This window comes from Stenotrophomonas sp. INTA L402-1, assembly GCF_059295135.1.
Window position 1 is genome coordinate 22,301 of the sequence record NZ_JCAFWP010000044.1, and the last position, 10,809, is coordinate 33,109.

A 10,809-nucleotide genomic window follows, 5' to 3' on the forward strand; every position below is an offset into this window, starting at 1 on the left:
GCTCCTGCCTCGGCAGCGACACAGTTACGCTCCCTTCGTCTAGTGGTTAGGACGTGGCCCTCTCAAGGCTAAAACAGGGGTTCGAGTCCCCTAGGGAGCGCCAGTCGCCGCAGCAGGAACCGAAAAAGCCCGCCTTTGTGCGGGCTTTTCTGTTTTCCGGGGTTGCATTGGCATCGATCGGCCTGGTCGCAGTAGCGCCTTCCTGTTCCTGCATGGGAGGGGGTGGGCCACCCTGACCTGGACACGCCAAAACCCATCCATGGTGCTCGATGGCGCCATCCTTGGCTCCAACGGTCCAAGCCAGGGTGGCCCGCCCCCTCCTGACAGTTTCCCGCGACGGCGGCACGAACAGCCTCGCCCCTCCGCAGCCAATTCAATCCCGACGCGCAGACCTGCGTCCGCCAGAACCGCAATGCCTGACGCGAAGGCGGGGCAGTTCAAGCCGGGACCGTTGGCGCCATGGGTTGGGCGCATGCGCCCGACGGGTTGGGCAGGAGCCCAACCCCGGTCTTGCCGTGTGCGCGGGACAGCGCACGCGAGCAAGGCGCCATCGAGCACCATGGATGGGCTTTTGCGTGTCCTGGAGAGGGCGGCCTGCCCCCTCAAACTCGGGACAACCAGGCGCCAACAGGATGCAACCGAAGCCGGGCAGCGTCAGCCTTCCATCTGCTCCAGCTCCTTGCCCTTGGTCTCGCGCACGTAACGGACCACGAAGAAGATCGAGAGGATCGCAACGACAGCGTAGATGCCGTAGGCCCCGGCCAGGCCGATGCCGGCCAGCAGCATCGGGAAGGTCACGGTGATCGCGAAGTTCGAGGTCCACTGCGCCGCACCGGCAACGGCCAACGCCGGGCCGCGGATCTGGTTGGGGAACATCTCGCCCAGCATCACCCACATCACCGGGCCCCAGGACATGTTGAAGAACACCACATAGACGTTGGCCGCAACCAGCGCCAGCCGGCCCATGCCGTCGGACAGCTGCAGGCGACCATCGGCCAGGCTGCCACTGGCGAAGGCGACCACCATCAGCACCAGCGCCACCGACATGCCAACCGAGCCGATCCACAGCAGCGGCTTGCGCCCGATGCGGTCGATCAACAGCACCGTCAGCAGGCAGGCGCCGATGCTCAGCGCGCCGGACAGCACGTTGATCAGCAGCGCGTCGCTTTCCGAGAAGCCCACCGTCTGCCACAGCACCGCGCCGTAATAGAACACCACGTTGATGCCGACCAGCTGCTGGAACATGGCCAGGCCAATGCCTACCCAGAGGATCGGGCGCAGCTTGCCGGTGACCGTGTCGCGCAGGTCGCTGAAGCGCGGCTTGTGCTGATCCTGGGCCAGGCTGGCTTCGATCTCGGCCTGCTTGGTCGCCGCTGCCGCCTCGCCGTACAGCCGCGACAGTACCGCCCTCGCCTGCTGCTGACGCCCCTTCAGGACCAGGAAGCGCGGGCTTTCCGGAATCACCAGCAACAACAGCAGGAACAGCCCGGACGGCAGCGCCTGCATCCAGAACATCCAGCGCCAGGCCTCATGGCCCAGCCATAGCGGCTCGGTTGACGCCCCAGCAGCTCGGGCCAGCAGGTAATTGCTGAGGAAGGCGGCGAACAGGCCGCAGATGATCGCCATCTGCTGCACCGTGGCCAAACGCCCGCGATAGCGCGCCGAGGCCACCTCGGCAATGTAGGCCGGCGACATCACGCTGGCCGCGCCCACCGCGAAGCCGCCGAGCACCCGTGCGGCGATGAACAGCCAGGAAGCGTGTGCGGCACCGGCGCCCAGCGCCGAGACCAGGAACATCAGTGCCGAGGCGATCAGCACGCCACGGCGGCCCAGGCGATCCCCCAGCCAGCCGGCCAGGAAGGCACCGATCGCGCAGCCCAGCAGCATCGAGGCGACTTCGAAACCGAGCGCCGCCTCGCTGGAGTTGAAGGCCTGGCGCAGGCCATCGACCGTGCCATTGATGACACCACTGTCGAAGCCGAACAGGAATCCACCCAGCGTGGCCACGCAGCTGATCAGGACGATGAATGCAGTGTTCTCACCACCATGGGAGGCGATGTTGGACTGGGCTGGGGACATGAACGATCCTGCTGGGAAGGGGTCCGGCCATCCAACGCAGCCGGCTGACCCGCAGCGTCGCACAGGCCTCACCCTGCCGCCAACGACCACCACGGCCGCGCCTGCCAGACGCCCGATTTCCGCCCCGCGCCGACACCGGGGGCCAACCTGTTCTAGAATTGGCGGGTTCAGGAATCGATCCACCCCCAGCCCATGCCCTTTGTCGTCACCGAAAACTGCATCAAGTGCAAACACACCGATTGCGTGGAAGTATGCCCCGTGGATTGCTTCCACGAAGGCCCGAACTTCCTGGTGATCGACCCGGATGAGTGCATCGACTGCACCCTCTGCGAACCGGAATGCCCGGTCAACGCGATCTTCCCGGAGGACGATGTTCCTGCCGGCCAGGAGAGCTTCGTCGCCCTCAACGCCGAGCTGGCGAAGGAGTGGCCGGTACTGACCGTGCGCAAGGACCCGCCCGCCGACGCCGGCGAATGGGACGGCAAGCCGGACAAGCTGAAGCTGCTGGAGCGCTGAGAAGCGCCTCTTGCCGCAACGAAAAGGGCGCCTATGGCGCCCTTTTTCGTAGCTCGGCAGATACCAACCGCGCGATCCGGTTGGTGCCAACCTTGGTTGGCACAGAAGCGCCGACCAAGGTCGGCCTCTACCCGGGCACGTGCGGACCTGGGCCCGCACCCACCCGACCGGCCCTTACTGGGCCAGCTTTGCCTTGAGCGCGGCGATCAGCTTCACCGGCGCTTCTGCAGTGGCCGGCAGGCCACGCGGGTCGACCGCGGAGATGTAGGCGCCGGCATCGACGGCGACCACGCGGACCAGGAAGTTGCTGCCTTCGTAGGCCACGTCATACGAGCCCAGCAGCTGCGCGCGGCTGGCGATGGTCACGCCTTCCACGCCTTCCAGCGCGGTGCCGACCTTGGCGAAAGCCTCGTCCTTGCCGCCGGCGATGGTGAAACCGGTGTTGCCCACGGCCGGGGCCGCAGCCACCGGGGCCGCCGGCTTGGTCGCCGAGGCAAGGGTCGGCACCTTGTTGTCACTGGTGGCGTTGGGCAGGTTCAGGTCCGGCGGCACTTCCAGCGGACGCATCTCCGGGGCCAGGGCGTAGTCGCCCTTGACGCCACGCTTGAAGCAGCCGGTGGTGCCGGCGGCGACGGCCACGGCAAGCAGCGCGTAGGACAGCACGCGGACGGTGGATACGGATTGACGCATGTGAATCTCCTGGGTCAGACCAAGACGGAAGGTCAGTGGCTGGAAAGGGCTTCGAGGGCGGCGATGTCGCCGGCAAGATGATCGGCCGCCGGATGGTGCGCCGCCGACAGCGGCAGCAGCGGCAGGCGCAGGTCGTGACCGATGCCGATACGGCGCAGCAACGCCTTGACCGGAATCGGGTTCGGCTCAACGCCGCAGAAATCATGGAACGGCTGCAGGCGCGCATCCCAGGACCCGGTGGCTTCGTGGTCGTGGGCGGCAGCCAGCTCGCACATCCGGCGGTAGGCGCCGGGCAGCACGTTGGAGCCGACCGAGATCAGGCCATCGATACCGGCCTGGATCGAGCGCGCCGCCGTACCGTCGTCGCCACTGAGCACGGCAAACTGCGGGCTGCGCAGGGCGAGCAGCGCCTGCACCCGGCCGGTGTCACCCACCGCCTCCTTGATGCCGACGATGTTGGGATGGCTGGCCAGTTCGGCCACGGTCTCCGGCTGCATGTCGCACCCGGTACGGCCGGGCACGTTGTACAGCACGACCGGCAGCCCGCCCTGGTCGGCAACCGCGCGGTAGTGGGCGATCAGGCCAGCCTGGGTCGGCCGCACGTACGGCGGGGTGACCACCAGCGCGTGGCTGGCGCCAAGCGCGGCGGCACGGCGGGTCTGTTCGATGGTCTTGGCGGTGCCCGACAGGCCGGTACCGGCCATGACCGGAATGCGGCCGCCGATGCGCTCGACCGCGCTGGCCAGCAGCAGGTCGTACTCGGCATCGGTGAGGGTCGCTGCTTCACCGGTCGAGCCGGCTACGACAACGCCATGGACGCCACCTTCCAGTTGCAGGTGCAGCAGGCGCTGCCAACCGTCGGGATCGAGGGCGCCGTCGGCCCGGAACGGGGTCGCCAGCGCGGTGATGAGGCCGGAAAGGGACAAGGACGTGCTGCTCTTGGCTGGAAAGGGAAAACGCCCGCCACGAAAGGCCGGGGGCGACCTGAATGTTACTTGCGGCGCGAAAGCACGGGCAAGTATGCTGGACACCGGTGGATCCCCGCCTCTGGCGGGCATTCAGACTAACGCATGCATTACCCGGAATCGCCTTGACCGACACCACCCCGCGCCCCGCGCCGAGCGAAAACCACCTCCTGATCAACGCCTACACGACGCATCCGGAGTCCCCCCTGCTGTCCGTCACCCGCCGCATTGCCGACAGCGGCTGCAATCTGGTGGACGCACGCCTGGCCACGGTCGGCCGCGATGTCTCGGTCACCGCCCTGGCCACCGGCTCCTGGGACTCGGTGGCCAAGCTGGAAGCGATGCTGACCCGGCTGGAGCGCGAAGAGGGCCTGAAACTGGTCTGGTACCGCACCGCCGCCAAGCAGGCGCAGTCCAACCTGCTGCCATACATCGTCGAAGTGATCGCCGCCGACAAGCCCGGCATCCTGTTCCAGCTGGCCGACTTCTTCGACCGCCAGGGCATCACCATCGAGAACCTGCAGAGCACGCGCTACCGCGCCATGCAGACCGGTGCGGAGATGTTCAGCGCGCAGGTCACCATCGGCGTGCCGGCCAACATGCACATCGCCGCGCTGCGCGACGACTTCCTTGAATTCTGCGACCACCTGAACCTGGACGCGATCATGGACCCGATGAAATTCTGATTCTTCGCGCGCCTCTCACGGGCGCGTGGCGTTTCATGCAATTGTCGTAGAAAGAACCCAGGCTCGACAGAAGGACCTCATGAACAACGGCGATACCCTGGACAGCACCACCCTCTCCCTGCCGCTGGCGCTGTCCGGTGGCGAACAGGCCACTCTCGGCGACTACGCCGGCCACTGGCTGGTGCTGTACTTCTATCCCAAGGACAGCACCCCCGGCTGCACCACCGAAGGCATCGACTTCAACGCACTGCTGCCGAAATTCAAGAAGGCAGGCGCGGTGGTACTCGGTGTCTCGCGCGACTCGGTGAAGTCGCACGACAACTTCTGTGCCAATCAGGGCTTCAACTTCCCGTTGGTCAGCGATGGCGACGAAGCGCTGTGCAGCGCCTTCGACGTGATCAAGATGAAGAACATGTACGGCAAGCAGGTACGTGGCATCGAACGCAGCACCTTCCTGATTTCCCCCGACAGCCGCATCGTGCAGTCCTGGCGCAAGGTCAAGGTTGCAGGTCATGCCGATGCCGTTCTCGCCGAACTGAAGGCCTCCCAGTCCAAGTGAGTCCCACTGCCTACTGTGTCTGCCATCACCCTGCCCCGCAGCAGGCCGTGGTGGTTTTTCCCTGTCCGTAACCAGGAATCGACGATGACCCGAGGCAAGCGCATCTACGTGCTGGATACCAACGTGCTGATGCACGATCCTACCGCGCTGTTCAAATTCGAGGAGCACGACGTCTACCTGCCCATGCAGGTGATCGAGGAGCTGGACAACGGCAAGAAGGGCACCTCCGAAGCGAGCCGCAACGCCCGCCAGGTGAGCCGCTTCCTCAACGAGCTGGTGCAGGAATCCGGCCTGGACAACCTGGCCGACGGCATTCCGCTGCAGCGACCCAATGGCCTGCAGCTGCGCGGCAAGCAGAGCGCCGGCAAGCTGCGCTTCCAGACCAGCCATTTCGACGCCGGCAAGAGCTTCGGCAAGGTCATCCCGGACAACGCCATCCTCGGCGCGATCCTGGCGCTGAAGGAAGAAACCCCGGACCTGCCGGTGGTGTTCGTTTCCAAGGACATCAACCTGCGGATCAAGGCCGCGATCGCCGGCATCGTGTCCGAGGACTACGAGAACGACCGTGCGCTGGACGATTTCAGCCTGCTCTACACCGGCGCCACCGAGCTGCCGGAAGACTTCTGGAAGCGCCACGGCGATGACCTGCGCAGCTGGAGCGACAAGGGCCGCACGCATTACGAAATCCTGGCGCAGGATGGCGAGGAGTGGTACCCGAACCAGTACGTCTACCTGCCTGGCGAAGATGAAGTCGAGCTGCGCGTCAGCCGCGTGGTCGGCGACGGCAAGGTGGTGCTGTCACTGGTCGATGATTTCCGCCACGGCAGCCACGCCGTGTGGGGCATCAGCGCACGCAACCGAGAACAGAACTTCGCGCTCAACGCACTGATGGATCCGGAGATCGACTTCGTCACGCTGCTGGGTACCGCCGGCACCGGCAAGACCCTGCTGGCGCTGGCCGCCGGCCTGGCGCAGACGATGGACCAGCAGCGCTACCGCGAGATCATCATGACCCGCGCCACGGTCAGCGTCGGCGAGGACATCGGCTTCCTGCCCGGCACCGAGGAAGAGAAGATGACGCCGTGGATGGGTGCACTGACCGACAACCTGGAAGTGCTCACGCACAACCAGGAAGGCGGCACCTGGGGACGCCAGGCGACCAACGACCTGCTCGCCAGCCGCATCAAGATCCGCTCGATGAACTTCATGCGCGGCCGCACATTCCTGTCGCGCTACCTGATCCTGGACGAGGCGCAGAACCTCACCCCCAAGCAGATGAAGACGCTGATCACCCGTGCCGGCCCCGGCACCAAGATCGTCTGCCTGGGCAACGTCGAGCAGATCGACACCCCGTACCTGACCGAGACCACCTCGGGCCTGACCTACGCGGTGGATCGCTTCAAAAACTGGCCGCATAGTGCGCACATCACCCTGCGCCGAGGCGAACGCTCGCGCCTGGCCGATTACGCTTCGGAGGTGTTGTGAACCGCTGCACCCGCCTGCTGCTGCCCACGGCTGCGATCGCCCTCGCAGCCGTCCTGGGTGCCTGCACCACCACGCGCGGCCCGGCCAGCGTGCCGACCGCCGATCGTACCGGCCAATCCTGGGTGGTCACCCGCCCGATCATCGCCGCGCAGGTGCTCGATACCTGCTCGCGCCCCAGTCCCGGCCGCGAGGCCGGGCGGGTCAGTGGTTACTGGGCGCCCAGCCGGCAGCAGATCGACCAGCTGGAAGCGCAGCTGTCGTCGCTGGAATCACAGGTACCGAAGGTGCTGGACTTCGACCGCCAATACGTCGGCATCGAAAGCGCCGGCAAGCGTCTGATCTACATCAACGCCTTCCATCTGCCCGACGACAGCGGCATCAACCCGGCACGGGAAGCGATCCGCGTCTGTGACCGCGGCGCGCAGTTCTGGGGCGCGGTATTCGACCCGGCCAGCAACACCTTCAGCGAGCTGCAGTTCAACGGCGGCTTCGGCGGGCCCTGAGGGGCCCCGCCGATGGGAATACGCCTGCCCACCTGGGTCTGGATCGGCGCGGTCGCGCTCTCGTGCGTGGCCGGCATGGTCAACGTGGTCGGCTTCCTCGGTTTCGAGCACCAGGCGGTCAGCCACATGACCGGCAGCACCAGCCAGCTGGGCATGGCGCTGGCCCAGGGTGACTGGCGCGCGGTCGGCCACCTGTGGGGATTGCTGATCGCGTTTTCGCTGGGCGCGATGCTCAGCGGCCTGCTGATCCAGGACAGCGCATTGCAGCTGGGCCGCCGCTACGGTGTCGCGCTGGCGCTGGAATCGGCACTGCTGCTGGTGGCCATTCCGCTGTTCGAACAGCATCAGATCTGGGGTGCACTGGCCGCCGCCATGGCCTGCGGCCTGCAGAATGCGATGGCGACCACCTTCAGTGGCGCGGTGGTGCGCACCACCCACCTCAGCGGCATGTTCACCGACCTCGGCATCGGCCTGGGCCACCTGCTGCGCGGACTGCCGCTGCAGGTACGGCGGCTGACCCTCAGCGGCCTGATCATCAGCGGCTTCCTCGCCGGCGGCATCCTCGGCGCCTGGTTGTTCATGCGCTGGCAATACGACGCCCTGCTCGCCCCCGCCCTGCTGACCGGCCTGACCGGGCTGGGGTATGTGGTGTACCAGCAGTGGGCGCGTTGGCGGCATTGAATCAAAGCCATCCACGCATGGCGTGGATCTACCTTCCCCTGCGGGACCACGGCACAATCAACTGATGAGCCCGACCACCCCCGTTTCCGCCCTCACCATCGCCGGCTCCGACTCCGGCGGTGGCGCCGGTGTCCCTGCCGATCTCAAGGCCTTCGCCGCGCACCGCGTGCATGGCCTGGCCGTGTTCGCCGCGCTGACTGCACAGAACACCCGTGGCGTCACCGCCGTGCATGTGCCACCGATCGCATTCCTGCAGGCGCAGATCGAAGCCTGCTTCGATGACTTCGACATCCATGCCGTGAAACTCGGCATGCTGGCCAACGCCGAGGTGATCCATGCGGTCGCCGACGCACTGGAAAAGCATCGCCCGCCGCACGTGGTGCTGGACCCGGTGATGGTCGCCACCAGCGGCGCGCGCCTGCTGGAGGAAAGTGCGCTCAAGGCCATGCGCGAACGCCTACTGCCGTTGGCGACGCTGGTTACACCCAATACCCCGGAAGCAGAACTCCTGATCGGCCGGAAGATCGGCAACGGCGATGACGCCGAACAGGCTGCCTCTGCCCTGCTCGATCTCGGTGCCGGTGCGGTGCTGCTGAAAGGCGGCCACCTGCAGGAAGGCAACCGCGTGATCGATCGCTACTTCGACGGCGTCAGCAGCGAAGAATTCATCCACGCCCGTCTGCCGCTGGACGCACATGGCACAGGCTGCACGCTGGCCTCGGCCATCGCCGCGCAGCTGTGCAATGGCCTGAGCCTGGCCAATGCCTGCGAAGCCGGCATCGACTACGTTGCGCGCGGCCTGCAGCAGGGCTACGCGCCTGGCCGCAGCGAGGTGCTGGTGCTCGATCACTTCGGCGCGGCACCGCACGCATGAGCCTGACGTCGAGCGTCCTCGCCGTGCAGTGCGACGACGGCCATCGCTACGAAGTGATCGCCTGCGTGCCTGCACAGCCCATCGCGCGCCTGCTGTGGCTGCCAGCGCTGGGCGTGGCCGCGCGTCACTACATGCCACTGGCATTGGCGCTGGCGGCGAAGGGCGTGGCGGTCTACCTGCATGAGTGGCGCGGCAACGGCAGCAGCTCACTGCGCCCCTCGCGCACGCAGGACTGGGGCTATCGCGAAGTACTCGAACAGGATCTGCCGGCCAGCCAGGCCGTCCTGGCCGCAGCCGATGACGCCACCGACGCCCTGCCCTGGATCATCGGTGGACACAGTCTGGGCGGGCAGCTGGCCTGCGTGCATGCCGGCCGCAACCCGCAGCACTTCAACCGGCTGTGGCTGGCCGCCAGCGGCTCACCGTTCTGGCGCGGCTTCCCGCCACCGCGTGGCTGGCTGCTGCCACTGGTCTATCGTTTCCTGCCGTGGATCGCGCAACGCCAGGGCGTGCTGCATGGTCGGCGCCTCGGCTTCGGTGGCACCGAAGCGCGCGGGCTGATCGCCGACTGGGCGCGCGTTGGCCTGAACAACCACTACGCCGCGGCCGGCATGGACGAAGACCTCGATGCGCAGATGGCGCGCGTGCATGGCAGCGCACAGGCCGTGTTGATGGAGTACGACTGGTTGGCACCGACCGGATCGATGCAGACGCTGCTGGCGAAGCTGCCGAATGTGGACGCGCAGCTGCGCGTGCTGTCCGCGCAGGAACTGGGCACGCGCGCCGATCATTTCGCGTGGCTGAAGGCGCCGGAGGCCGTAGCTGACAGCTTTTTCATTCAGTTGGATGAAAATTTTCACAAAACTGTTGACGGTACGCGCCGACATCCGCATAATTCCGCTCCTGTCGCAGGGCGCCCGTAGCTCAGTTGGATAGAGTACCTGGCTACGAACCAGGCGGTCGGGAGTTCGAATCTCTCCGGGCGCACCACTCGACAGGTTTTCAGCATCCGCCGCTGGAAATGCAGTAAAATTAAGCAGTAAGTTGATTGTGTACCGCGCGCCCGTAGCTCAGTTGGATAGAGTACCTGGCTACGAACCAGGCGGTCGGGAGTTCGAATCTCTCCGGGCGCACCATACACAGTCAGCACAACAAGTTTATGTAATTGGCGCCCGTAGCTCAGTTGGATAGAGTACCTGGCTACGAACCAGGCGGTCGGGAGTTCGAATCTCTCCGGGCGCACCATTACACCGAAACAGCAGGCCCCGGCCTGCTGTTTTTTTATGTGTGTTTTTCGGCAGGGCTGCGCCCTGCACCTGCAGATGCTTCAAGCCAAGGCAACGGCAACGGCAACGGCAACAGCAAAAGCTGGCATTCCGTGGGTTGGCGGGGCGACATGGACAGGCAGGACACGCCGTAAACCCATCCATGGGGGCTCGATGGCGGCATCCATGCCGCCAACGGTCCTGCCTGCCCATGCCGCCCCACCTCTGACAGATTTCCGCGATCTGGTAGATCCACGCCATGCGTGGATGACTCCATCGAGTTCGAGTATTTCGATAATTGATCGAAGAGCATCCACGCATGGCGTGGATCTACCGTGTCGACCAAGGTCGACACCTACCAGAGCAGTACGCCGTTCCGACAGATCGCGGGACTCTGTCGAAGGCGGGGTGGGTCCGGTTGCGGGGGCGTGAGCCGCATGGATGCGGCGACCGAGCTTACATGGACGTACTTGCAGCGGCCCCCGCACTGTCTCTTATACACATCT

11 protein-coding genes and 4 tRNA genes are annotated in these 10,809 nt (G+C 65.9%); 12 read left to right on the forward strand and 3 right to left on the reverse strand.

Features of this window, described 5'->3' with window-relative positions:
• The first annotated feature begins 28 nt into the window (after nucleotides 1-28).
• A tRNA-Glu gene (locus AC5O77_RS19135) sits at nucleotides 29-103 on the forward strand.
• Nucleotides 104-654: 551 nt separating this feature from the next.
• On the opposite strand, the gene AC5O77_RS19140 is transcribed toward AC5O77_RS19135, so the two are convergent.
• On the reverse strand, nucleotides 655-2,079 hold the full coding sequence (locus AC5O77_RS19140) for a sugar porter family MFS transporter (RefSeq protein WP_478057047.1): 1,425 nt from the start codon (nucleotides 2,077-2,079) through the stop codon (nucleotides 655-657).
• Nucleotides 2,080-2,271: 192 nt separating this feature from the next.
• Between AC5O77_RS19140 and fdxA the strand changes: the two genes are divergently transcribed.
• Complete coding sequence (gene fdxA / locus AC5O77_RS19145) at nucleotides 2,272-2,595, forward strand: ferredoxin FdxA (protein WP_004153066.1); 324 nt, start codon at nucleotides 2,272-2,274, stop codon at nucleotides 2,593-2,595.
• Nucleotides 2,596-2,769: 174 nt separating this feature from the next.
• Here fdxA and AC5O77_RS19150 read toward each other — a convergent pair whose 3' ends face one another.
• Nucleotides 2,770-3,285 carry a hypothetical protein gene (locus AC5O77_RS19150; RefSeq protein WP_006432432.1) on the reverse strand — a complete coding sequence of 172 codons (516 nt, stop codon included), beginning with the start codon at nucleotides 3,283-3,285 and terminating at the stop codon, nucleotides 2,770-2,772.
• A gap of 32 nt (nucleotides 3,286-3,317) precedes the next feature.
• Nucleotides 3,318-4,211 (reverse strand): 4-hydroxy-tetrahydrodipicolinate synthase, encoded by an 894-nt coding sequence (dapA, locus tag AC5O77_RS19155; RefSeq protein ID WP_049463695.1) that lies wholly within the window; start codon nucleotides 4,209-4,211, stop codon nucleotides 3,318-3,320.
• 164 nt (nucleotides 4,212-4,375) lie between these two features.
• Between dapA and AC5O77_RS19160 the strand changes: the two genes are divergently transcribed.
• The 10 genes from AC5O77_RS19160 to AC5O77_RS19205 all read left to right on the forward strand — a co-directional run bounded on the left by AC5O77_RS19160 (nucleotide 4,376) and on the right by AC5O77_RS19205 (nucleotide 10,283).
• Complete coding sequence (locus AC5O77_RS19160; protein ID WP_005409051.1) at nucleotides 4,376-4,936, forward strand: glycine cleavage system transcriptional repressor; 561 nt, start codon at nucleotides 4,376-4,378, stop codon at nucleotides 4,934-4,936.
• A gap of 79 nt (nucleotides 4,937-5,015) precedes the next feature.
• Entirely contained in the window at nucleotides 5,016-5,495 is a 480-nt protein-coding gene (locus AC5O77_RS19165; protein ID WP_478057048.1) for a peroxiredoxin, read from the forward strand.
• Nucleotides 5,496-5,579: 84 nt separating this feature from the next.
• Nucleotides 5,580-6,980, forward strand: coding sequence for a PhoH family protein (locus tag AC5O77_RS19170; RefSeq protein WP_010484287.1), 1,401 nt, complete (start codon nucleotides 5,580-5,582; stop codon nucleotides 6,978-6,980).
• Nucleotides 6,977-7,483, forward strand: coding sequence for a hypothetical protein (locus AC5O77_RS19175; RefSeq protein WP_478057049.1), 507 nt, complete (start codon nucleotides 6,977-6,979; stop codon nucleotides 7,481-7,483). Before AC5O77_RS19170 ends, AC5O77_RS19175 begins: the two co-directional genes overlap by 4 nt.
• Nucleotides 7,484-7,495: 12 nt before the next feature.
• Complete coding sequence (locus tag AC5O77_RS19180) at nucleotides 7,496-8,164, forward strand: YoaK family protein (RefSeq protein WP_049463692.1); 669 nt, start codon at nucleotides 7,496-7,498, stop codon at nucleotides 8,162-8,164.
• Between the two features lie 64 nt (nucleotides 8,165-8,228).
• The gene (gene thiD / locus AC5O77_RS19185; protein ID WP_049423499.1) at nucleotides 8,229-9,038 is read left to right on the forward strand and encodes a bifunctional hydroxymethylpyrimidine kinase/phosphomethylpyrimidine kinase; all 810 of its coding nucleotides are present in this window, start codon (nucleotides 8,229-8,231) and stop codon (nucleotides 9,036-9,038) included.
• Nucleotides 9,035-9,961 carry an alpha/beta hydrolase family protein gene (locus AC5O77_RS19190; RefSeq protein ID WP_478057050.1) on the forward strand — a complete coding sequence of 309 codons (927 nt, stop codon included), beginning with the start codon at nucleotides 9,035-9,037 and terminating at the stop codon, nucleotides 9,959-9,961. Before thiD ends, AC5O77_RS19190 begins: the two co-directional genes overlap by 4 nt.
• Nucleotides 9,952-10,028, forward strand: a tRNA-Arg gene (locus AC5O77_RS19195). The genes AC5O77_RS19190 and AC5O77_RS19195 overlap by 10 nt, the downstream gene beginning before the upstream one ends.
• Nucleotides 10,029-10,097: 69 nt before the next feature.
• Nucleotides 10,098-10,174 (forward strand) — tRNA-Arg (locus tag AC5O77_RS19200).
• A 32-nt stretch (nucleotides 10,175-10,206) separates the two neighbouring features.
• Nucleotides 10,207-10,283: transfer RNA gene (locus AC5O77_RS19205), tRNA-Arg, on the forward strand.
• Nucleotides 10,284-10,809: the final 526 nt, after the last annotated feature.

What these genes read in the sequence shown, in the direction of transcription:
- AC5O77_RS19140 (WP_478057047.1), bottom strand. Translation starts at nt 2,079, where the DNA reads ATGTCCCCAGCCCAGTCCAACATCGCCTCCCATGGTGGTGAGAACACT.
- fdxA (WP_004153066.1), top strand. Translation starts at nt 2,272, where the DNA reads ATGCCCTTTGTCGTCACCGAAAACTGCATCAAGTGCAAACACACCGAT.
- AC5O77_RS19150 (WP_006432432.1), bottom strand. Translation starts at nt 3,285, where the DNA reads ATGCGTCAATCCGTATCCACCGTCCGCGTGCTGTCCTACGCGCTGCTT.
- AC5O77_RS19165 (WP_478057048.1), top strand. Translation starts at nt 5,016, where the DNA reads ATGAACAACGGCGATACCCTGGACAGCACCACCCTCTCCCTGCCGCTG.
- AC5O77_RS19170 (WP_010484287.1), top strand. Translation starts at nt 5,580, where the DNA reads ATGACCCGAGGCAAGCGCATCTACGTGCTGGATACCAACGTGCTGATG.
- AC5O77_RS19180 (WP_049463692.1), top strand. Translation starts at nt 7,496, where the DNA reads ATGGGAATACGCCTGCCCACCTGGGTCTGGATCGGCGCGGTCGCGCTC.
- thiD (WP_049423499.1), top strand. Translation starts at nt 8,229, where the DNA reads ATGAGCCCGACCACCCCCGTTTCCGCCCTCACCATCGCCGGCTCCGAC.
- AC5O77_RS19190 (WP_478057050.1), top strand. Translation starts at nt 9,035, where the DNA reads ATGAGCCTGACGTCGAGCGTCCTCGCCGTGCAGTGCGACGACGGCCAT.